The organism is Microbacterium amylolyticum (assembly GCF_011046975.1).
In the GTDB taxonomy this organism is placed as follows: Bacteria; Actinomycetota; Actinomycetes; order Actinomycetales; family Microbacteriaceae; genus Microbacterium; species Microbacterium amylolyticum.
Map to the genome: position 1 here is coordinate 1,141,401 of NZ_CP049253.1, position 22,323 is coordinate 1,163,723.

17 protein-coding genes and 2 pseudogenes are annotated in these 22,323 nt (G+C 66.9%); 6 read left to right on the forward strand and 13 right to left on the reverse strand.

The annotated features are described in order from the left end of the window. Positions 1 to 37: 37 nt before the first annotated feature. The 6 genes and pseudogenes from G6N81_RS05515 to G6N81_RS05540 form a co-directional block, all read right to left on the reverse strand. A pseudogene (locus G6N81_RS05515) lies at positions 38 to 415 on the reverse strand (RraA family protein); the annotation flags it as partial. After that, entirely contained in the window at positions 412 to 774 is a 363-nt protein-coding gene (locus G6N81_RS05520; RefSeq protein ID WP_206527909.1) for a PIG-L deacetylase family protein, read from the reverse strand. The gene G6N81_RS05520 and the pseudogene G6N81_RS05515, both read right to left, overlap by 4 nt. Before the next feature lie 250 nt (positions 775 to 1,024). Further along, the gene (locus tag G6N81_RS05525; protein ID WP_165134194.1) at positions 1,025 to 1,666 is read right to left on the reverse strand and encodes a GntR family transcriptional regulator; all 642 of its coding nucleotides are present in this window, start codon (positions 1,664 to 1,666) and stop codon (positions 1,025 to 1,027) included. Positions 1,667 to 1,757: 91 nt separating this feature from the next. Continuing rightward, complete coding sequence (locus tag G6N81_RS05530) at positions 1,758 to 2,885, reverse strand: AMP-binding protein (protein WP_165134197.1); 1,128 nt, start codon at positions 2,883 to 2,885, stop codon at positions 1,758 to 1,760. Further along, a complete protein-coding gene (locus G6N81_RS05535) occupies positions 2,882 to 5,014 on the reverse strand; it encodes a UvrD-helicase domain-containing protein (protein ID WP_165134200.1) in 2,133 nt (710 codons plus the stop codon). The genes G6N81_RS05530 and G6N81_RS05535 overlap by 4 nt, the downstream gene beginning before the upstream one ends. Before the next feature lie 7 nt (positions 5,015 to 5,021). Then, positions 5,022 to 5,921 (reverse strand): 1,4-dihydroxy-2-naphthoyl-CoA synthase, encoded by a 900-nt coding sequence (locus G6N81_RS05540; protein ID WP_206527910.1) that lies wholly within the window; start codon positions 5,919 to 5,921, stop codon positions 5,022 to 5,024. A gap of 89 nt (positions 5,922 to 6,010) precedes the next feature. On the opposite strand from G6N81_RS05540, the pseudogene G6N81_RS12940 reads away from it, so the two are divergent. From G6N81_RS12940 to G6N81_RS05555, 3 genes and pseudogenes are all read left to right on the forward strand, one after another. Next, positions 6,011 to 6,235 (forward strand): annotated as a pseudogene (locus G6N81_RS12940) (LLM class flavin-dependent oxidoreductase); the annotation flags it as partial. Positions 6,236 to 6,551: 316 nt separating this feature from the next. After that, positions 6,552 to 7,634 (forward strand): lactonase family protein, encoded by a 1,083-nt coding sequence (locus G6N81_RS05550; RefSeq protein ID WP_165134205.1) that lies wholly within the window; start codon positions 6,552 to 6,554, stop codon positions 7,632 to 7,634. A gap of 60 nt (positions 7,635 to 7,694) precedes the next feature. Further along, entirely contained in the window at positions 7,695 to 8,681 is a 987-nt protein-coding gene (locus G6N81_RS05555) for an o-succinylbenzoate synthase (RefSeq protein ID WP_165134207.1), read from the forward strand. A gap of 67 nt (positions 8,682 to 8,748) precedes the next feature. Here the strand turns inward: G6N81_RS05555 and G6N81_RS05560 are convergent, their stop codons facing one another. Continuing rightward, complete coding sequence (locus G6N81_RS05560) at positions 8,749 to 9,399, reverse strand: TetR/AcrR family transcriptional regulator (protein ID WP_165134209.1); 651 nt, start codon at positions 9,397 to 9,399, stop codon at positions 8,749 to 8,751. 78 nt (positions 9,400 to 9,477) lie between these two features. Here G6N81_RS05560 and G6N81_RS05565 point away from each other — a divergent pair, with 78 nt between their 5' ends. Both G6N81_RS05565 and G6N81_RS05570 read left to right on the forward strand, forming a co-directional pair. Then, positions 9,478 to 12,201, forward strand: coding sequence for an MMPL family transporter (locus G6N81_RS05565; protein WP_165134211.1), 2,724 nt, complete (start codon positions 9,478 to 9,480; stop codon positions 12,199 to 12,201). Next, complete coding sequence (locus G6N81_RS05570) at positions 12,198 to 15,200, forward strand: YhgE/Pip domain-containing protein (protein ID WP_165134213.1); 3,003 nt, start codon at positions 12,198 to 12,200, stop codon at positions 15,198 to 15,200. Before G6N81_RS05565 ends, G6N81_RS05570 begins: the two co-directional genes overlap by 4 nt. 50 nt (positions 15,201 to 15,250) lie before the next feature. On the opposite strand, the gene G6N81_RS05575 is transcribed toward G6N81_RS05570, so the two are convergent. Beyond that, positions 15,251 to 16,087: a cytochrome c biogenesis CcdA family protein gene (locus G6N81_RS05575; RefSeq protein ID WP_165134215.1), complete on the reverse strand. Its 837-nt coding sequence runs from the start codon at positions 16,085 to 16,087 to the stop codon at positions 15,251 to 15,253. Positions 16,088 to 16,091: 4 nt separating this feature from the next. Then, entirely contained in the window at positions 16,092 to 16,880 is a 789-nt protein-coding gene (locus tag G6N81_RS05580) for a DsbA family protein (protein ID WP_165134217.1), read from the reverse strand. Positions 16,881 to 16,977: 97 nt separating this feature from the next. Here G6N81_RS05580 and trxA point away from each other — a divergent pair, with 97 nt between their 5' ends. Then, positions 16,978 to 17,352 (forward strand): thioredoxin, encoded by a 375-nt coding sequence (gene trxA / locus G6N81_RS05585; RefSeq protein ID WP_165134220.1) that lies wholly within the window; start codon positions 16,978 to 16,980, stop codon positions 17,350 to 17,352. A gap of 74 nt (positions 17,353 to 17,426) precedes the next feature. Here trxA and G6N81_RS05590 read toward each other — a convergent pair whose 3' ends face one another. The 4 genes from G6N81_RS05590 to ccsB all read right to left on the reverse strand — a co-directional run bounded on the left by G6N81_RS05590 (position 17,427) and on the right by ccsB (position 22,311). Further along, positions 17,427 to 19,391 carry a PTS fructose transporter subunit IIABC gene (locus G6N81_RS05590; protein ID WP_165134223.1) on the reverse strand — a complete coding sequence of 655 codons (1,965 nt, stop codon included), beginning with the start codon at positions 19,389 to 19,391 and terminating at the stop codon, positions 17,427 to 17,429. Position 19,392: 1 nt separating this feature from the next. Beyond that, positions 19,393 to 20,367 carry a 1-phosphofructokinase family hexose kinase gene (locus tag G6N81_RS05595; RefSeq protein WP_165134226.1) on the reverse strand — a complete coding sequence of 325 codons (975 nt, stop codon included), beginning with the start codon at positions 20,365 to 20,367 and terminating at the stop codon, positions 19,393 to 19,395. 31 nt (positions 20,368 to 20,398) lie between these two features. Then, the gene (locus tag G6N81_RS05600; protein WP_165134229.1) at positions 20,399 to 21,184 is read right to left on the reverse strand and encodes a DeoR/GlpR family DNA-binding transcription regulator; all 786 of its coding nucleotides are present in this window, start codon (positions 21,182 to 21,184) and stop codon (positions 20,399 to 20,401) included. A gap of 134 nt (positions 21,185 to 21,318) precedes the next feature. Beyond that, positions 21,319 to 22,311: a c-type cytochrome biogenesis protein CcsB gene (ccsB, locus tag G6N81_RS05605; protein WP_165134232.1), complete on the reverse strand. Its 993-nt coding sequence runs from the start codon at positions 22,309 to 22,311 to the stop codon at positions 21,319 to 21,321. Positions 22,312 to 22,323: the final 12 nt, after the last annotated feature.

Sequence of the window (22,323 nt, forward strand, 5' to 3'; positions counted from 1 at the left end):
CTGCGCGAGACCACGCCGGGAATCCCATGTCACGAAGCTCAGCGGTGTCGCGAACGCCTGCCGTTGTGATCACTCCGCGTACGCCTCGGGCGTGGAGTGCGGTGGCGAACAGATCGCCGAAGGCGCCGTCGGTGGACGGGGAGGTGGTGGCGATCACGAGGATGTCGCCCGCTCGGCACTGTTCAATTGCCGCGTGAATCATGAGGTTGTCGCCGGGCCAGCACAGCACGGTCACGGCGAATCCCCCCGTTCTTACCCCCTGTTGAATGGGACGGATCGACGGGTCGACGAGGCCGCGTCTGCCGATCGCCTCATGAACGGTGGCAACGCCGTGCGCCGCCAGCGCATCGATGATTCCGCTGTCGGTTCGTGCGATGTCCGTGACGATCACACCGAGGTCCGTTGCCGCACTCATGCCAGTTCCGATGTGACCTGGGGGAGATGACGCATATACGCCTCTCCCATCGTGTTGTGGGGAAGGCCGAGATTGGGGCCGGCGTTGCGGCGCAGCTGCACACCGCGACGAATCGCGAGCTGTGTGTAGTACTCCCACATGTGCTTCTGTGCGGGCAGGCACTCCATCGCCTCGCGTTTTGTTTCAAACGACGAGGTGATGTCGAGCAGCACGTGGGGCCGGAAGTCGCACTGCTCGGGCTGGTGTGGTTCGAAGAAGAACACCGGTGGCGCCCCGATGATGTCGTCGGGGCCGGGATACGAGCCATCGGAACCGGCAACGCCGATCGCCTGAGCAAGGATTCGCGCCTGTAACGCCATCCGTGCGGCGGCAGGATGATCACCGTTATAGGGGTCGGCGAGCGGGTGCGTCAGGACGATCGTGGGGTGGACGCGGCGATTGCCCCTCCCGCACGCCAGACGAAGTCGCCGGCGTGCGCACTGACGACGAGTAAAGACGCGGCCCGGTGCCCCATGGATCCTCCTCGATCGATGACCTGGGATCCATCTTGGCCCTGCAAACGAAATTGTTCTACTTATTGTCGACAATTACATGAGTGGCCGCCGTCGTTCACACCGCCGCAGCCGCCTGACTGCGCAGCGTCAGCGCCGCGAGGATGCCGGACAGATGTTGCCGCGTTGCCTGCTCTGCCCGGTCCGCATCCCGCGCCAGCAGCGCGTCAATAATCGCCAGGTGCTCCCCCAGCGATTCCTTTGCGCGACCAGGCTGATACGCGAGGCGAAATTGGTGGCGCGCCGACTGCGCACGCAGGCGGTGCAACAGCACCGCAGCCGTCTCGTGCCCACTCAGCTCCCAGATCCGCCGGTCCATGTCCTGGTTGAGGCTCGCATACCGCGGCAGGTCGCCCTCGTGGACGGCGGAGGACATCTGATCCCCCAGCGCCGAAAACTGCTCGGCATCGGCCGGAGTCAGCCGCTCACAGGCGCGTCGCACGCACAGCACCTCAAGCCCTTCGCGCACCTCGACAATTTCGACGGCCTCCTCCAGGGAGATCTGCCGCACCCGTGCGCCCCGGTTCGGAAGGCGTTCGACAACACCCTCCCCCTCAAGCACCACGAGCGCCGCGCGAACGGCGGAACGTGTGATGCCATATCGTTCTGTCAGATCCGCCTCGACGAGGCGCTGGTTCGGCACCATTTCGCCCGACATGATCGCCGCGCGAATGTGGCCCGCAATCTCCGCTTCGCCCATGTTCGTCCTCCCGGTTCGCCCTCACTGGCCCCGCCAGTCTAGGCAGAATGGCGACAAAAAGGGCGACAATCTGGCGCGTGAATCGCCGCCGTCAGACCATCCGGCGAAGAGCGCGTCGGTCCGGCTTTCCGCTGGACAAACGCGGAATTTCCTCCAGCCAGACCACACGATCGGGACGACCGGGCGCACCGAGTTCGCGCTCGCACGCCGCACGGATCACAGCGAGCGCGCCATCGAGGTCGACGATTGGGCGCGCGACGACGACGGGCACCTGTCCCCACTTGTCATGTTCGACGCCAACAACAACGGCATCGTCGAGGCCGGGAATCTCTCGGACAATGCGCTCAACGCGATCGAGGGACACATTCACCCCACCGGAGATGATCACATTGTCAACGCGGCCGGAGACGTCGACAACGCCGTCTACGACGTCACCGGCGTCACCGGTGCGATACCAGCGGCGACCGGCCTCCGTGACGAATACTCTCTCCGTGAGTTCGGGGTCACCCAGGTAGCCGTCGGCGAGTTGCGGACCGGAGATTCGGAGTTCGCCGCCACGCGCCGCCACCTCCACCCCGTCCAGCGGAGCACCGTCGTAGACGCACCCGCCGCTGGTCTCCGTTGAGCCGTACGTGCGCACAACGCGGGCGCCCAGAGCGATCGTGCGGTCCCGCAGGGCATCGGGAAGGCGCTGCCCGCCGATGAGAATCGTCTCGAACGACGCCAGCGCTTCGCGGACTCGTTCGTCCTCTTCTGCCGCGTCAACGAGCGTGCGCAGCTGTGCCGGAACGAGGGAGGTGTAACGGGGCACCCGCGCGCCATCACGGAAGGAATTCATGCCGCCGACGGCATGCGTAAAGGTGCTCGCCGAGAAGTGACCGGCGAGGATTGCCGGATCACGCCCCGCAACCAGCGCGCGGACCATCACCTGCACCCCCGCGATATACCCTCCGGACAGGGGAAGAAGCCAGTGCCCGTCACCGATGCGCGCCGCCGTAGCCATTGCCGCCGCCGTGAGAGCCGACCGTGACAGGGCGACAGACTTGGGGACACCGCTCGATCCCGACGTTGTGATCACAACGCCGGTTCCGGGCGGCACGATTTCGGGCAGCTTCGGTGCGCCGCCCAGGGCGATCGCGGGCCCGGCCCCGAGCACCGCACCGCGGAGCGCGCGCAGAACATCACGCGGATCGTCGCTGCTGATCCGCTCGAGTTTCATGTGGCCACCCTCGCATGCTCTTCCGTGTGGCGACAGGCGGGAAAGCGCGAACAGCCGAGAAAATCCCCCGAGGCACCGCGCCGTCGCGCGAGTACCCCGCGTCGGCACTGCACGCAGACGTGAACATCGCGGTTCGCCGTGACAACACCATCAGCGAGAAGCTCCATCGCGAATTCCGATGGCCGGTTCTCGTCTGCCACCAGCAGAACGCTCTTCCGCGCCCGTGTAAGCGCGACGTAGAACAAGCGCCGCTCCTCCGCGAAGGGAAAGGCGTCGCCACTCGGAAGGACCAGCCGCAGGAGCGCGTCCTCCTCCCGCGTCGAGGGGAATCCGCCCTGGTTCATCGCGGGCAGGATGACGTGGTCCGCTTCCAGCCCCTTTGACGCGTGCATGGTCTGGAACTCGATCGTCAACCGGTCGTCGGCCGTGTCGGGGAGGAACTGCTCGTCCCGCCGAAAGCGCCCCAGAATCTTCACGGTTGCCGTGTCATCCGGGCCGAGGCGCGCTGCGATCTGAGCGAGATGCCGAGCAATCGCCTCGCGGGCGTCCCCCGATCCGGCGACGAACTCGAGCGCGATCGGATCGGGATGCGAGAGGGTCGACCGCACCGTCTTACGAATCTGCTCCGGGTTCTTCATCACGAACCGGCCCGCCGCACGGCTCAGCTCCGCGCCGCTGCGGAACGTTCGCGTCAGCTTCAGGACCTGTGCGAGGCCGAACATGTCCTCGAAGCGCGTCATGGCGGTGATATCGGAACCGGCAAAACGGTAGATCGACTGCCAGTCGTCCCCGACCGCGAAGAGATGCCTCTCGCCACCGTTCTGCAAAGCGTTGACCAAGCGGGCGCGGGCGCGCGAAACATCCTGAAACTCGTCAACAAGAACGACGCGATACGGCGATGACCATCGTCCGCTCTCGATGAGCTCGGCGGACTGGTTCAGCATGTCATCGAAATCGACGCTTCCCTCCGCACGAAGATGCGCATCCCACGCGGCACGCACCGCCGTCAGAACCGTGACGAATGCCTCGGCCAGCTCGAGGTCCTCGGTGGCCCGGGCGCGCTCGCGAAGCTGAGCGTCGGAAAGATCGTTGCTCTTGGCGTGGGACAGGGCCGTGCGCACGAGCTGTTCTGATCCGTCACCCACGATGCGCCAGGCGGCCGCGAACGCGGGGTCGCTGGCTGCCAGCTGCGCGATGAGGGTGGTCATGAGCGAGGTGCCCTCATCCGAGACGACGCTCTCGGAGACGGACGGCTTTCGCCCCGTCGCCTCCCCGATCACGCGCAGCCCGAAGGCGTGAAAGGTCATCGCGCGCACCGTTCCGGAGAGTCCTGCGGCCCGAAAACGCTCCGTTGTGCGCTGTTCGAGCTCCTGCGCCGCGGCCTGGTTGAAGGCGAGCATGAGGACCTCATCGGGCCGGGCAATGCCCTTGTGCACGGCCCAGGCGGCCTTCGCCACCATCGTCGATGTCTTTCCGGACCCTGCTGCGGCCACGAGCTGCACGCGGTTGTCGAACGTGATCACCGACCGCGCCTGCTCGCGCGTGAGCGGCGTCTTCTCGATCGAACGGAGAAAGTGCCTTTCGGCCTTCAGCTCAGCCCGGAAAATCGCCTCGTTCTCGTCATCGACCGCGTCGCGCACAGAGGAGGGCGTGTGCACAGCGTGCACGGCCGCCGCCGCCGTCTCGTCGAGCCCTCCGCGCCGCGCACGGCCCCGGAGCGCCTGAAACGACGCCTCCTTGTCGCGGACAAGCGCCATACGCGTGCGATCCCAGTCACCGATGAATCGCTCAGCCATCCAGCGCCGGTGTCGCACTCTGTCCGCAACGGACCGGCCGAAGGCGGCAGACCATTCCGTGCACATCCTCTCGAGCAGGCGCACGCCGATCTCGTTCTCCAGCGTCGCCCGGTCCCGGCGGCTCAGACCGGTGAGTATCTGATCGCCGCCGGGCAGAACAATGTCATTCCACACCCGTCCCCGCCGCAGGCGCAGGCTCTCCCCAGTCAGCGGGGTGGTGACGACGTCGCCGCCGCACCTAATCGCGATGCGCTCGCGATCCACTCGGATCGCCCAGTCGCCGCTGCGAATGAAGAGACGGGCCCAGGGCGATGGACGCCATTCCCGCGCCACCACGATCTCAGAAGTGATACGGGAAAGCCGACCAGTCGGGGTCGCGCTTTTCCAGGAAGGAATCACGCCCCTCAACGGCCTCATCGGTGCCGTACGCCAGGCGCGTCGTCTCCCCCGCGAACAGCTGCATGCCGACCATGCCATCGTCAGCCGCGTTGAAGGCGTACTTCAGCATGCGGATCGCCGTTGGCGACTTCCCGAGGATCGTTCGCGCCATCGCAATCGCCTCGTTCTCGAGGTCGTCGTGCGCGACAACGCGGTTCACGGCGCCCATTTCGTAGGCGCGCGTCGCGGAGTACTCCTCCGCAAGGAAGAAGACCTCACGCGCGAACTTCTGGCCGATCTGCTTCGCGTAGTAGGCCGATCCGTACCCCGCGTCGAAGGAACCGACGTCGGCGTCGGTCTGTTTGAACTTTGCGTGCTCACGGCTGGCGATCGTCAGATCACACACCGCGTGAAGGGAGTGTCCTCCGCCTGCTGCCCACCCGGGAACAACCGCGATCACGACCTTCGGCATGAACCGGATCAGCCGCTGCACTTCGAGAATATGGAGGCGTCCGGCGCGGGCAGGATCCGTGACCTCACCATCGGCGTCGGAATACTTGTAGCCATCGCGGCCGCGAATGCGCTGGTCGCCGCCCGAACAAAATGCCCAGACACCGTCTTTGGAGCTCGGCCCGTTGCCGGTGAGCAGCACAACTCCCACCCTGGCGTCCGTGCGTGCGATCTCCAGCGCCCGGTGCAGCTCGTCCACGGTGGCCGGCCGGAAGGCGTTGCGCACCTCGGGGCGGTCAAACGCGATACGGGTGATACGGCCGTCCTTCGACACGTGCGACGTAATGTCGCGATACCCGTCGGAGTGCGGCGCGGGATCCCACAGTTCGGGATCGAAGATGTCGGACACCATGCCTCCCAGCCTACGCCGGGCGTTCCGCAGCGGCGTGACGGGGCCTATCTGTCGGCAAGGTCAACACCGAAGTTCCGACTCGCCTCGGCGTGCAGATCCAGCCCCAGCACCACACCTCGTACGCCGGCATCCGCGACGCCGCCGCGCGCCTGGAAGACCTGGGCGTCGACGTCCTGTTCAACTGGGATCACTTCTTCACGCTGAGCGGCGATCCCGACGGCACACACTTCGAATCGTGGACAATGTTGGCCGCGTGGGCAGAGCAGACCGAGCGCATCGAGCTGGGTGCCCTCGTGCTCTCGAACGAGCTCAAGGGGCGTGACGAGGACGCCGTAAATGCGCTCTTCGACGCGGGAGTGCGCCTGTTCACGCTCGGCGTTTCCGGGCCGGACATCGACACTGACCTCGTCTCACGGTGGTTGGCCTGGCGCGACAGCAAGAACTAGGGCGTGTCTCATAATTGGAGCCGCAACGAGCAAGGCCGTGAGTGCGTGCATCGCCAGGCGGAAGAGGGAGTCGATGCGGGGCATCGTCGACCGATGACAACGCCGCGAGGCGCGTGCTCACGGCCTGCGCAGTCGGCGATCAATTGTGAGACACGCCCTAGCCCACATACGGCAGGATGGCCGAATGAGATTCTGGACGGGCGCACGCGGCGCAGACATGGGCGCCGATGGAACCGGAATCGGTGCGATCACGGCAGGCGATGCGGATTCGCCGCTAGCAAGCGGTGATCTTGCCCTCCGCGGCCTGGCCGTCGAGGCTCCATCGCCGACGTGGCTCGCGCGCCATCCACACCTCGACGTTGTCTATGCCGCGCTGGAAGGCAGCGGCCGCGTTGGCGCGTACCGGCGCACGGGCGAGGAGTCGCTGACCCCGCTCGGAAAAACAGTCCCCGCCGGCGAGGCCGTGTGCCACCTTGCCGTCGCACCCGACGGAACGTGCCTGATCGCCTCGTGCTGGGGTGATGGCCGCGTCGTTCACATTCCGCTCGGCGCTGATGGCTCGCTTGACAAGCCGTCGCTCGCGCCCGCCGCAGAGGACCCCTATCGGGCAGTGGTGTCGCAGGCGGCTCCGTCAGGTTTCCTCCTCAGCGAAGAGCCGAACGAGGAGGAGGAACGCCCCACGCGGGCGCATGCCGCCGCGTTCCTCCCCGACGGGCGCGTTGCCACAACAGATCTCGGCTACGACCTCGTCCGAATCTGGCGCCTTGGCACACGCGGCCTCGTTCCCGATCACCAGATCGTTTTCCCGCACGGTGTCGGACCACGCCACATGTTCGTCCACCCGAGCGGGCACCTGCATGTTGTCACGGAGTTCTCGTGCGAGGTCTTCACCCTCGCCCCCGACCGCGCCGGCGCGTGGAGAATCGTTTCCGCCTGCCCGGCGGGAGGCCTCCTCGGCGACACGGCGGCCGAGCTGACGGCATCACGCGACCGCCAGTTCGTGTACGCCGGTCTGCGCGGGGAGAGTAACGCAATCGCCGTGCTCCGTGTCGAGGGCAATGGCGAATCGCTCCGTCCGATTGCCACGGCGGACTCCGGCATCAGCGTGCCCCGCCACCACGTCATCGTGCGTGATGCCCTGCTCGTCGCCGGACAAAACTCGAACGCAATCGTCTCGCTGTCCCTCGACGAACGAACGGGATTGCCCGGCCGCGTGCGCCATCGGCTCGAACACCCCACGCCGCAGCACATTCTGCCGATCGGCTAACTCGATTCGACGCGCGGAACATCACTCGCGTCCGGGCGCACCGCACGGCAGGATGGGCACATGAACCTGCCGGCGCTGGATGATCTGCTGGGCACGCTGCGCGTCGTGACCCTTCCTCTTCTCACGCGATTCCGCGGCGTCGATCACCGCGAGGCCGCTCTCTTTGAAGGACCGGAGGGGTGGGCGGAGTTCTCTCCTTTCCTCGAGTACGACACGGCGGAGGCCGCGACCTGGCTGGAGTCGGCGATCCACTTCGCCTTCGACCCGCAGCCCGCCTCGCGGCGCGACCGAATCGGCGTCAACGCCACCATCCCCGCCATCGACGCGGGTGACGTTCCCACCGTCCTTGCCCGGTACGACGGGTGCCGAACCGCCAAGGTCAAGGTGGCCGAACGCGGCCAAACTCTGAATGACGACGTTGCCCGTGTCGCCGCCGTTCGCGACGCCATGGGCCCGGAAGGGCGTGTGCGCATTGACGCCAACGGCGGGTGGAATGTGGATGAAGCGGAAACCGCGCTGCACGCGCTCAGCGCCTACGACCTCGAGTACGCCGAACAGCCGTGCGGTTCCGTGGAGGAGTTGGCCGAGATCCGTCGACGTCTGATCGACTGGGACATCCCGATCGCCGCGGACGAATCAATCCGCCGCGCTGAAGACCCACTCGCCGTTGCCCGCGCAGAAGCCGCCGACCTCATGGTCATCAAAGCCCAGCCGCTCGGCGGAGTCCGTCGCGCCCTCGACATCGTGGAGCGCACGGGTCTGCCCGCCGTCGTCTCTTCAGCCATCGACACTTCCATCGGCCTCGCCCAGGGCGCACACCTCGCCGCGGCGCTTCCGACACTCGACTACGACTGCGGACTCGGAACAGCCTCGCTCCTCGCCGCGGACGTAACAACCACCCCCTTGAAGCCCGTCGACGGCTATATTCCCGTGGCCCGCATCACGCCCGATGGCCACCTCCTCGATGAGCATGCGGCGAGCGCAGAACGCCGCGCCTGGTGGGAGGCTCGGATTCGCGCCTGCCATCAGGAACTGACGTCGCGTTAGCAGGACCGGGTCACGCTCCCGCGGTGGTCCGCACCGCAAGCGTGTGGTGACGAACGGCCGCCGCGCTTTACTCGATTGGTGACGCCGAGATGTCGACAATCAGGCGCACGGCCCGCCCGACATCGTCGGCACGCAACGCAATCGTTCGCTCGGCATCCGCGCGCTCAAGGGCTGCGCGCTGTGTCGCATCGCTCCACACGGCCAGCAAGAGACGGGCGGCATCGCGCGGCGCAACGCGGAGACGGATGTCGCCACGGTCCGCGATCGTTGCGATGATCTGCGCAACCTGGTCGGTCATGCGCTCGTTCTCGGCATGGAGCATCGCGCCGAGTTCGGCATCGCGCATCGCCTGTGCAGCGATTTCGGTGAAGAGGAGAATCTCAAACGTGTCCTCGGTGACATCTCCGAGCACGCGCACCAGGTCCTCAACACGGTACGGGTCGAGCGGTTGCTCGAGATTCATCACGCGTTCGTGCACCGCCGCCGTGCGCTCGTGCGAGACGCGGGCGGCAAGGCGCAGGAACAGCTCGTTCTTCGACGCGAAGTTGGAGTAGAACGCCCCGCGAGTGAATCCGGCGCGCTCACAAATGGCTTCGACGGACGCCGCTCCCAGCCCGACCTCGGCGAACACCTCGGCGGCCGCATCAAGAAGGCGCGCCGTCGTCGCCTCACGATTACGGCCGCGCGGCGCATCGCGCGAAACCTGTGCGTCACTCATCTCCACACCCGCTACGATACACAAATGTATTCGATACACATCTGTATCGAGATCCGACATCGACCCGGAGGCTCATCCGTGTCCACCCTGCTGTCATCCCTCGGACGTTGGTCCTTCCGCCACCCCTGGCGCGTTCTCGGGACCTGGATTCTGCTTCTCGTGATCATGGGAGGCTCGGCGCTAACCCTGAACAAGGGTTTCGACGATTCCTTCTCCATCCCCGGAACCGAATCGCAGGAGGGACTGGAGCAGCTCAACCGCACCTTCCCGCAGGTGGCCGGCACCGGCGCACAGATCATCATCGTCACGGCAGACGGCGCCGCCGTCGACGACGCCGCATATCGCGAGCCGATTGAGGCCGCCATCGCCGATTTCGAACAGGTACCGGAGATGTCCGCCGTGACCTCCCCCTACGAGGGCCTTGTCGACGGCTCGATCTCCGATGACGGCAACGCAGCCATCGTCCAGCTCCAGCTCGACGGACAGGCAACAACCATCGACCCCGCCGTCACAACTGCCGTGGAAGACCGGGTCGATCAGCTTCGCGACGAACTCCCGCCGGGCTCTATCACGGCGCTCGGCGGCGACCTCTACGCGGCAGAATTGCCCGCGCTGTCGATTGTCGAAGTCATCGGCGTGATCGTGGCGCTCATCGTGCTGATCGTCGCCTTCCGCGCCGTCGCCATGGCGGGCGTCCCCCTGGCCGTTGCTCTCATCGGCGTCGGGATCTCGATGCTCGGCCTTCTCGCCACAACGCAGTTCGCAACGGTGTCGGCGACAACGCCGATGCTGGCACTCATGCTCGGCCTGGCCGTTGGGATTGATTACTCTCTGTTCATCGCGGCCCGGGCGCAGGACGCCATCCGCGCGGGGACGACGCCGGAGGACGCCGCATCGCGCGCAACCGGAACAGCGGGCTCCGCCGTGGTGTTTGCGGGTGTCACCGTGCTCATCGCTCTGATCGGGCTCGGGTTCGCGGGAATCCCCTTCCTCACAACGATGGGTATCGCCGCGGCAGCAGCCGTCGCCATCGCCGTTCTGATCTCGGTCAGTCTCACGCCCGCTTTCCTCGGTTTCGTCGGTCATCGCGCGGCGGGGCGCGCCCCCAAGAAGCCGGCTGATCGCGGTTTCGCCCGCCGCTGGGTGACGCTCGTCACCAAGCACCCCATCGTCACAACCGTTTCTGTTGTTCTTGGCCTCGGCATCGTCGCCCTGCCAGCGGCGAACCTCCAGCTCGCCCTGCCGAACGCCGGTGTGCTGCCGGAACAGAACCAGGCACGTCAGGCCTATGACCTCGCCGCTGAGAACTTCGGAGAGGGCGTGAACGGGCCCCTCATCCTCACGGGAACGATCATCACCAGCGACGACCCGCTGACGCTCATGGAAGACCTCGGAGACGAGGTCGCGAAGATCGACGGCGTCGCCGATGTTGTTCTCGCGACCCCCAACGAAACCGCCGATACCGGGATCGTGCAGGTCATCCCCGAAACCGGGCCGTCAGACCCTGCAACAAGTGACCTGGTTCGCGAGCTCCGCTCTCACCAGCAGCAATGGCACGACGAGTTCGGAATCGACATCAAGGTCACCGGATTCACGGCCGTTGCCATCGATATCTCTGACCAACTGGCTGACGCTCTCCTGCCCTTTGGCATCTTCGTCGTCGGGCTCTCCTTCGTACTCCTGACGATCGTGTTCCGGTCGCTCTGGGTGCCGCTGAAGGCAACACTCGGCTACCTGCTGTCGATCCTCGCGGCCTTCGGTGTTGTTACCGCCGTCTTCGAATGGGGCTGGGGCGCCGAGGCACTGCACGTCACGAAGGAAGGCCCCGTGATCGCCTTTATGCCGATCGTCGTGATGGGAGTGCTCTTCGGACTCGCCATGGACTACGAGGTGTTCCTCGTCTCCCGGATGCGCGAAGAGTACGTGCACCGCTCCAAGCGCTTCGGCGCCACCCGCGACGTCGCCATCGAATCGATCCGATCCGGCTACACCGCGTCCGCGCGCGTCGTCACGGCCGCCGCTGTGATCATGTTTGCCGTGTTCGCCGCGTTCGTCCCCGAGGGTGATAGCAACATCAAACCGATCGCCCTCGCCCTTGCGGTCGGCATCGCCGTTGACGCGTTCCTCATTCGCATGACGCTCGTCCCCGCCATCATGGCACTGCTCGGAACGAAGGCCTGGTGGTTGCCGCGCTGGCTCGCCCGCCGCCTGCCCCACCTCGACATCGAGGGAGAAGCGGTCGAACGCGAGGAACAACTGGCCGGCTGGCCAGAACGCCCCGCAGCGATCGCCGCCCGCAGCCTCACAATCCGGGCAGATGATCACGCAATCGTCGAGGGCATCGATGTCAGCGTCGCCGAGGGGGAATCCCTCGTGCTCGCGTCGGACGACCCCCACGTGTCCCGCGCCGTCCTTCTGGCGTTCGCCGGGCGCGTCTCACCCGACGACAACAGCCTCCTGCGCGTGGGCGAACGCCTCCTGCCATCCCGCGCGGGATGGGTACGCGCCAACGTCGGTCTCGCACTGCTGCAGAGCGCCCCGAACCCTCGCTCCGCCATACGATCGGCACTGGACGCCAACGCACGCATCGTCCTGATCGACGGGGCGGACGACCTCAGCCCCACCGCGCGCAAGGACATTGCCGCCGTGATCCGAGCGGACGACGAAACCCAACCGCTCACCGTGGTCGTCACGGCCCACTCAGCTGACAGCGGTACGCGTTTCCTCGACAACGCCGGCCGTCCCGGCGCTTCCACTCTTACCGTCACCCGCGCAACGATCCCCACCGAGGTGAACGCATGACTTCCCTTCTCGAACGCGAAAGCGCCCGCCGCCCCATCACCTGGGTGACGATCGTCGGCATCGTCCTGCTGCCCGCCCTCATCGGCGGGGTGCTCGTTGGCGCCCTGTTCTCCCCCGCCGATCGCCTCGACAACATGACGGCGGCGATCGTGAACAACGACGACGGCGTCGAAATCGACGGCCAGCCCATTCCCCTCGGCCGGCAGCTCGCAGCGGGACTCGTGACGGGATCGGATGATCTCGGCAGCAACCTCGACTGGGTAATCTCCAACGACGAAGATGCCGCCGACGGCATCGCCGATGGGCTGTACCAGGCCGTCATCACAATCCCCGCCGGCTTCAGCGCCGCGATGATGTCGCCCGCCGATGCCCTCCAGGGAGATGGTTCTCCCGAACAGGCAACGATCCAGGTCGAAACGGCCACGGACGCCCGCATGGTTGACGGCCTGATCACCCAGCAGGTTGCCACAATCGCCGCGCAGACCATGGGCGCGACGATATCTGAAGCCACCCTCGAGAACGTCTTCCTCAGCTTCACGGAACTCGGCGATCAGCTGGGAGAAGCGGCAAACGGTGCCCACCAACTCGCGGACGGCGCCACGAGCGCTCAGGACGGCGCATCCGAACTCTCCGGCGGCGCAGAACAGCTATCAGACGGCGCATTCTCCCTTGCGGACGGCATCGCCCAGTTGGCCAGAGGAACGAACGACATCGCCGATGGCGCGTTCCAGCTCGGAGACGGAACCTCCCAGCTGGCCGCGGGGGCAGACGATCTCGCGGGCGGCGCAGCGCAGCTAAGCGGAGGAGCCGCGGCGCTGACGCGCGGACTCGCCGAGGTCGCCGCAGGGCTCACCGGCGCAGGCGGCCAGCCCGGGCTCGCAGACGGCGCCGATCAGATTGCCGGCGGAATCAGCGCCATCCGCGACGGGCTCTCAGGAATGGGCGAGCAGCCCGGTCTCGCCGATGGCGCAGAACAAGTCGCCGACGGCATCAGCGGGCTCTCCGCCGGTGTGCAGGGAGCCGGCGGCCAGCCCGGACTGGCTGATGGAGCGCGGCAGCTGACCGATGGAATCGGTGATCTTCGCACCGGCCTGGTGGGAACAGACGAACAGCCGGGACTCGCGGCCGGGGCCGATCAGATTGCCCTTGGTATCGAAGAACTCCGTTTCGCCCTTATCGGCGGAGACGATTCCCCGGGGCTTGCCGGTGGCGCGACGCAGCTGGCTGACGGTGTCGACGCGCTTGTCGCGGGGCTCAGCGGAACCGACGAACAGCCGGGGCTCGTTCCCTCGATTGGTGAGCTCGCGGACGGCGCGGAACAGCTTGCGAACGGCGTTAACGGAACGGGCGAGCAGCCCGGACTCACCGACGGAGCACGCGGCGTCGCCGAGGGGACAACAGCGATCGCCACGGGCCTCCGCGGTGACGGCGTCAGCCCCGGTCTCGCCGCGGGCTCAGCGGGCGTCGCGGACGGCATCGAGCAACTGGCCGCGAACTGCGTCGCCATGGGCGGCGGCGAGGCGGTCTGCGAGCAACTGGCTCTCATCGCACCGGGCGCGCGCGACGTCGCCGACGGAACAGGTGCACTCGCCGAGGCCTCGACGCAGGTCGACGAGGGAGCGCAGCAGCTCTCGGCGGGCGTTACGGAACTCGCCGGCGGCATCACGCCCCTCGCAGACGGCGCCGCACAGGCGCACGAGGGCGCCCAGCAGCTCGAGAGCGGAGCGGCGATGCTCGCTCCCGGCGCACGCGAACTAGCCGGAGGAACAGCTCAGGTTGCCGATGCCGTCGCCCTGCTCGCGCCCGGCGCACGACAGGTGGCAGACGGCACAGAGCAGTTGAGCGGAGGCGTCCACCAGCTCGAGGTGGGAGCCGAACAGCTCTCCGGCGGCGTCTCCGAGGTCGGTTCAGCCCTGGCCCAGCTCGCCCCCGGCGCACAGCAGGTGGCCGGCGGTGCGCACGAACTCGCGAACGGCGCCGACCAGCTCGCTCCCGGCGCGGCGGAGCTGGCTAGCGGCACGCGACTGCTGGCCGACGGGGCGCCCCAGCTTGTCGACGGCGCCGGTCAGCTCGAAAGCGGAACGGGTGCCATCGCCAGCGGTGCGGGGGGCCTCGCTGACGGAGCCCATGAGCTTGCTGGTGGCGCCTTCGCCCTAGGAAGCGGCGCTGACCAGCTCGGTCTCGGCGCACTCCAGACGCGCGACGGTGCCCAGGAGCTGGCAACCGGAACGGGCGCGATCGCGGACGGCGCTGGTGAGCTGTCTGACGGAATCGGCGAACTCTCCAGCGGGGCCGGCGAACTCGGCGACGGCCTGGGCGAAGCCGTCGATCAGCTCCCCCGGTTTACGAACGACGAAGCGTCCGACCTCGCGTCGGTCGTGAGCGCGCCGGTTTCATCGGGCGATGCTGGCTTCGACGTTTTCGGAAATGCTGCTGCGCCGTTGCTCGCGGCGATCGTGCTGTGGTTCGGCGGGCTGGCGACATTCATGGCCTTGCGGCCCGTGAGCAGCGGTGCTTTGACCTCACGCCGAGGAGCGTTCTCGCTCGCGGGCCTCGCGTTTCTCCCCGGTGCCGCGATCGGCGCCGTCCAGGGACTCCTCGTTAGCGTCGTGCTCAACTTCGTCAGCGACTACACGTTCGGAACCGGATGGGCGATCGTCGGCCTCTGCGCCCTCATCGGTGTCGCGTTCGCGGCCGTACACCAGGCTCTCGTGGCCGTGTTCGGCGGCGCGGGCCGCTGGCTCGCAGCGATCGCTGGTGCCCTGACGATCGCTGTCGGCATCATCTCGACCGCGCCCGCGTTCCTCGTGGACATCGCGGGTGTTCTTCCTGCCGCGCCCGCCGTGACGGCACTTCTGTCTCAGGTGACAGGATCGGGGCGAGTGGGAGGAGCCGTTGTCGCGCTGATCATCTGGGCAACGCTGTCGTTCGCGGCGAGCATCATCGCAACTCAGGCGCGCCGCACGCTGCCGGCGAAACAGGTCGTCGCGGCGGCGTGACCGGTTGGCTCGTGCCCCTCTCGCAAACGGGGTGCGAGCCAACCGGACGGCTACGCTCGCGGGGTGCGGCGGCGCTGTGCCGCCCACCACGCGACGAGCGCCAGGGCCGCGACCGCGATAATCGCGAGAACGTCGACGATCGGATTCGCGAGAACAGCGCCGCTCGTCTGGAGCGACGCCAGAACGGACGCGGGAACCAGCGACGGAACGCTGACCAGCCCGTTCGTCGTCCAGAAGAGGACGCCAACGGCAATAATCAACAATCCGGTGATCACGGAAACGGTGTGGAACTCGCGTCCGAAGACGCGGAAGGTGCGGCCGCGCAGAACGCGCCGGCCCCGATCGCCCAGCCGATTCCAGAGTGCGGCGATGATGATCAGCGGGACAACCATGCCCGCCGCGTACACAGCAAGGAGCACGCCGGCGATCGCAGCGCTCCCCTGCGCGAGCGCGATCGTCAGCACTGCTCCGAGGGTGGGGCCGGCGCAGAATCCGGCGATGCCACCCGCGGCCCCGAGGAGCAGGGTCCGGAAGAGACCGCTGGCGGCGTGAGCTTTCTGCTGCACCGAACTCATGCCGGGAACGGCACGCGAAAGGTCGAAACCGAACCCCAGAACCTGCAGCACGCCCAGCACGACGAGCACGATCGATGTGAAGGCGATCACGGCGCCGCGCTGATCGGCCAGAAGAGTGCCCAGCGCGCCCAGGCCGAGGCCGATCGGCACCAGCGTCGCGGCGAGGCCGACATAGAAGACGGCCCCGTGCACCAGCAGCCGCATTCGCGCGCCGACGGTCGCCGTGAAGAACGCCGGCAGCAGCAGAGCGCTGCACGGGCTCAGCAGCGCGAGCGCGCCTCCGAAGAACGCCGCGACGAAACCGATCTCCACGGAGCTACTCTCCGGCCGCGGCGAGAGCCTGTTCGAGCGCGTCGACGAACACCTGGGTGGGTTGTGCGCCGACGATCGGCTGTCCACCGAGGAGGAAGCTGGGGGTGCTCGTCACACCGATTCCGCGTGACTCGGCCATGTCATTTTGGATCACCATCGCGGCGTCCTCGGAGGCGAAGTCGGCCCGGAACTGCTCAACATCAAGTCCGAGGTCGCGTGCGGTCTCGGCCAGAGCATCCTCGCTGAGCTGGTCGGCGGAACGCTTCGCCCCATCGGGGAACAGCGCGTCGTGGTACTCCCAGAATGCCCCCTGCAGCCCGGCCGCGTAGGCGGCGGTCGAGGCGCGAACGGAGGCATCGCCGAACACGTTGGCATCACGCCACTCGATGCGGAGTTTGCCGTCTTCGGCGTAGCGCGCCAGCTCGGGCAGGGTGTCCGCGTTCCAGGAGGCGCAGAATCCACACTGGTAGTCGCTGTACACAACAAGTCCGACCGGGGCGTCGACGGGGCCCAGAGTGTGCGGATCGCCCTCGACTCGGCGCTCGAACATGGTGGCATCGGGGCGCTCGGGCTCCTCCGTCTGCTCCGAAGCGGAGGGCTCCGTTGTCTCCTCGGCGGCGGGCGGCGTGGCCGTCACCTGCGCCGACGGCGCGCTACTGGGAGGCGCGTCATTATCCCGTCCCGCCTGGATGACGACGATGGCGATCAACACGACGGCGATCACGACAATCACGACGGGAACCAGCCATCGCAGAAGGGACGATCGGCCGGCGGTGCGGGAGGTGGTATTCATCGGCTCCATCCCATCACCGTTTCCTGAGGCGGCCCGACGCTGTGGCCAAAACGAGACCGACCGTGCCCGTGCCGCATACGGCGCGTAGGCTCGGGGAATGGCCACAACAGAGATCACGAAGGACAACCTGAACGACACCATCGAACAGGACGGCATCGTCCTCCTCGACTTCTGGGCCGACTGGTGCGGCCCGTGCAAACAGTTCGGCCCAGTGTTCGAAAAGGCATCGGAAGAGAACCCCGACATCACGTTCGGAAAGATCGACACCGAGGCCCAAAAAGAGCTCGCGGCCGGGTTCCAGATCCGGTCGATTCCCACGATCATGGCGTTCCGCGATGGCATCGGCGTTTTCGCCCAACCCGGTGCGCTGCCCGAGCAGGGGCTGAATCAGGTGATCGAGGCTGTGCGCGGCCTCGACATGGAAGACGTTCGCCGCCAGGTCGCTGAACAGCAGGCTGACGCCGACAACTGATGTCCTGAGAAACACGAAGGTCCGGCCAGCAGAGATAATCGGTTGGCCGGACCTTCGTGTTTCTCCGGGTCGGATCAGGCCTCGACGACCTGCTTTGCGCCGATCGACTTCAGCGCGCTCACCAGAATGGCCGACACGATCACACCGGCGAACAGCGCCACGAGCGCGCCCCAGATGGGGCTGATCGCGAACAGAACGAAGATGCCGCCGTGGGGTGCCTGCGACTGGACGAGGAACAGCATCGACAGGAAGCCGGTCACGGCCCCTCCCGCGATCACCGACGGGAGAACGCGCAGCGGGTCGGCTGCGGCGAACGGGATCGCACCCTCGGAGATGAACGAGAAGCCCATCAGCCATGCCGCCATGCCGTTTTCGCGCTCGGCTGCCGAGTAACGCGAGCGAGCGAGAACAGTGGACGACAGCGCCATCGCGATCGGCGGGACCATGCCCGACAGCATCACGGCGGCCATGATGTAGTACCCCTCGGGGTTGGCCGCGGTGGCCTGGCCGAGCATGGCAACGGCGAAGGCGTAGGCCACCTTGTTGATGGGGCCACCGAGGTCGGTGCACATCATGACGCCGACGATGACGCCGACGATCGGCAGCAGGCCCGACTGCGCCAGGTTGGTCAGTCCGCCCTCCATGAGGTTCATGAGCGCGGCGATCGGCATGCCGAGGAACAGCAGCATGAGACCGGAAGCAAAGATCGATCCGAGCAGCGGAATGATCGCAACGGGCATCAGTCCGCGGAGCCAGCGCGGGGCGTTGAGCGTTCCGAGCCACCAGGCGGCCAGTCCGGCCAGCACACCACCCACGATGCCGCCGAGGAAGCCGGCGTTCATGAACACGGCAACCGCTCCGGCAACGAAGCCGGGGGCGATACCGGGGCGATCGGCGATCGCAAAGCCGATGTAGCCGGCGAGGGCGGGAACGAGGAAGCCCATCGAGAGGGCGCCGATCGTGAACGAGAGAGCACCGAGGTACGCCGTCAGTCCGCCCTCGGGGAGGTTCCAGAGGGCGTTCTCGAGGGCGAACCTGTTTGCGTTGTCCGTGATGTCCGCACCGCCGAAGAGGAAGCCGAGAGCCATCAGCAGTCCACCGCCGGCAACGAACGGAATCATGTAGCTGACACCGGTCATGAGGATGCGCTGGATGCGCTTGCCCCAGCTCTCCGCCTGCGCCGGCGCCGTCGCGGCCGCGGGGTCACCAGAGATGCGCTCCGCGTTGGGATCGGTTGCTGCCTGCGCCGCGGCGACAACGATGTCCCGGGGGTGCTCGATTCCGGCCTTCACCGATCGCCGGATAACGGGCTTCCCGGCGAAGCGTTCGGGCTGGCGAACGTCGACATCAACGGCGAAGATCACGGCGTCTGCGGCGGCGATCTGCTCCCGTGTGAAGGGGGTGAAGCCGCTCGACCCCTGGGTTTCAACGGCGAACTCGACGCCCTCCTCGCCGGCGGCCTTCGCGAGAGCGTCGGCGGCCATGTAGGTGTGGGCGATTCCGGTGGTGCAGGCGGTGACGGCGAGGATGGACAGGCCGTCCGCGGCTGGTGCCGCAGCGGGTTCCGCGACGTCCTGTGCCGGTGCGTCGGTTTCGCCGATCGCCTCGCGGACGATCGCGACGACCTCGTCGTCGGTCGTTGCACGTCGGAGCTGATCCGTGAAGTCCTCGTTCATGAGGTGGCGGGCGAGCTGCGACAGCACCGCGAGGTGCTCTTCAGCAGCCGTGTCGGGCGCCGCGATCATGAAGACGATGTCGCTCGGGCCGTCGAACGAGCCGAAGTCGACACCGGGTGTCAGCCGAGCAAAGGCGAGTGAGGCTTCGGTGACGGTAGCGGCTTTGGCGTGCGGGATGGCGATGCCGCCGGGCAGACCCGTTGCATCCTTTTCCTCGCGCGCCCAGGCGGCGACGAAGAGGTCGTCGGCGCTGCCTGCACGGCCTTCTGCGGCGAAGCGCGCGGAGAGCGCCCGCAGCACCGATTCCTTGTCGGAGCCGAGGTTCTCGTCGAGGCTGACGAGGGCCGGAGTGATGGTGGACATGTCAGGTCCCCTTCTGGGAGGTGTGTGCTGCGGAAAGGTGCGTGACGGCAACGGTGCCGCCGGGGAGGTCATCCGGTGTCGCGAGTTGCGTACCGGGGAGGGAAGCTGTTGCGGATCCGTGGCGAACGGCGCTGACGAGCAACTCTTGTTCGCTGCCCCCGCGGGAAAACGCGTGCAGGAATCCGGCGAGGGAACTGTCGCCGGCTCCGACGGTTGATCGGACCTGGACCCCGGGCGGAATCGAGGCGTGCCATACGTCGTCGCGCACGAGGACCGCACCGTCTCCGCCAAGCGTGATGAGCGCCGCGCCCACCTTGTGGGGAACGAGGTCACGGGCAAGAACGTTGACGGCCTGCTCGATGGGAACATCGGCGGGTAGCGTCTGTCCGACCAACTCGGCCAGTTCCAGCTCATTCGGCTTGATCAGGTCGGGGTAGCCGTGTGCGACCGTCTCGGTCAGGGCATCACCCGAGGTGTCAACGGCGATGAGGGGCGGAGCGTCGACGCGCGTGCGCACAGCACGGATGACATCGACGTAGAAGGAGGGCGACGTTCCCTGCGGGAGCGAACCGCACAGAGCGAGCCAGCTGGGGTGGTGCTCGGCGCACGCAGCGACGACGGCGTCGATAAGCGCTTCCTGTTCGGCCGCGGAAAGAGTGGCGCCCGGTAGGTTGAGCTTGGTCGTTGTGCCCTCCGGGTCGGTGATTGTGAGATTGGCGCGGACGCGACCGGAAACGGGAACGGCGACGAGCGGCACGAGGCCCTCAGCCGCCGCCGCATAGGGATCGCCCTCAGCAAGCGGAAGCACGGCCAGAACGTCATCACCCGCGGCTGCGAGCACACGAGCCACGTTGATGCCCTTTCCCCCGGCGTCTTCCCGTGCGGCGGCGGCCTGCTGGACCTCGCCGACGGCGAGCGCCGCGGTGAGCTCCACCGTGCGATCAAGCGACGGATTGGCGGTGAGCGTGACGATCATGATGCCGGATCCTTTCGGCGGCGGGCGGAAATCACGGGGTACCGTCCCAGACCTCGACGTCGTGCGCGGCGAGCACCGTTGCCAGGTCGGCGCTCGGCTGTTCGTTGGTGACGAGAACATCGATCTCGGAGAGCTCGGCGAATCGATGGAGGGACTCGACGTCGAACTTGGAGGAGTCGACGAGCGCGATCGTGCGACGAGCGGCGGTAACCATTGCCCGTTTCACGGCGGCTTCGTCGGGGTCGGGGGTGCTCAAACCGAACGCCGCGCTGAGGCCGTTCGCTCCGACGAAGGCGATGTCGGGCCGGATCGCTTCGAGGGCGGCGACGGTTGTTGCTCCCACGGCCGCACCGGTGACGGAGCGCACGCGACCGCCAAGCACCGTCAGGTCGAGGCCGTCTCGCCCAGCAAGCGCCGCGGCGTGGGCGACGGCGTTCGTGACAATTTCCGCACGGCCGCCTGTGAGGCGCGCAGCGAGCGGTTCAAGGAGTGCGCCCGTTGTCGTTCCGGCATCCACGAGCACCGATCCGCGAAATCCGGCGGGAACGGCGGAGAGGGCGAGCGTGGCGATGCGCGTCTTCTCCGCTTCGTGAGAGTGCTGGCGTTCGGCGACGCCCGTTTCCGTAATGCTTGCGCGCTCGGCGGACACTGCGCCGCCATGAACGCGGCGCAGGAGGCCGTGCTTTTCGAGGGCGGCGAGATCGCGGCGGGCCGTTTCGGTTGTGACGTCGAATCGCTCGGCGATGTCACGCACGGAGATGTTGCCGTTCTGGCGCACTTCTCGCGCGATGTTCTCTTGGCGCTCCGTTGCGTACATGTCACTCCCCTGTGGACTAACCACAGATTACAACACAGAGCAACACAAAACAACATTCCGAGTGGCGCACGTTCCCGCACGCGCACGAAGAATCCCGGCCGGAATATTTTCCGGCCGGGCTCCTTCTTCACGCCTTAGTTCAGCCCACTGTATGCGTGCAGGCCCTCGAAGAACATATTCACGATCGTGAAGTTGAAGATCACGGCCACGAAGCCGACGATCGACAACCATGCCGACCGTGTGCCACGCCAGCCACGCGTCGCACGCGCGTGAATGTACCCGGCATACAGCACCCAGATGATAAAGGTCCAGACTTCCTTCGTGTCGAAGCCCCAGTACCGACCCCAGGACTCCTGCGCCCAGATCGCACCGGCGATCAGTGTGAAGGTCCAGAAGACGAAGCCGATGATCGCAAGGCGATACGAGAGGTTCTCGAGCGTCTCCGCCGCCGGCAACGTGCGCAGAAGGCTCCGCGCGGGCGCTTCGGCCTTCGCCTCGCGTCGCGCCTGAAGCAGCTGCAACACGCTGAGCGCAAACGCCAATGCCAGGAACGCCGTGGACAGCGAAGCGACGAAGACGTGCACGACGAGCCACGCCGACTGCAGCGGGTCCATCAGGGGAACGATCTGCGTGTAGAACTGGATGCTCGATCCCAGAAGAACCGTGATGAGGCCCGTCATGAACGTGCCGAGGAAGCGCAGATCGCGCCAGAACAGTGTCCCGAGGTAGACGGCCGTCATGAGAAGAGTTCCCGTCATGGCGAACTCGTACATGTTTGACCACGGCACATGCCCGGCGCCCAGTCCGCGGAAAATCGTCGCTCCCAGGTGCAGGAGGAACGCCATCCACGTCAGCGTTGCCCCCACCCGCGCCATCACGCGTCGCTCGGGACGTTGCGTCCCCTCATCCTGCGGCACCGCGGGCATGGCTTCGCCGGCTGCACCGACACGGTCACGCGCCTTCGCGGTGGCTCCGGCACGGTTCGCGAGGTCGACGGCGTACGCGATGAAGGCGAAAACGTACACGGCGATCGCCGTCCACAGCATGACGCGTGACCACGAGTCGAGCACGGCGGCATTCGCGGACGGCGCCCAGGCGATGGTTGCGGGAAGGAGGACGACGGACATGTGACGATCCTT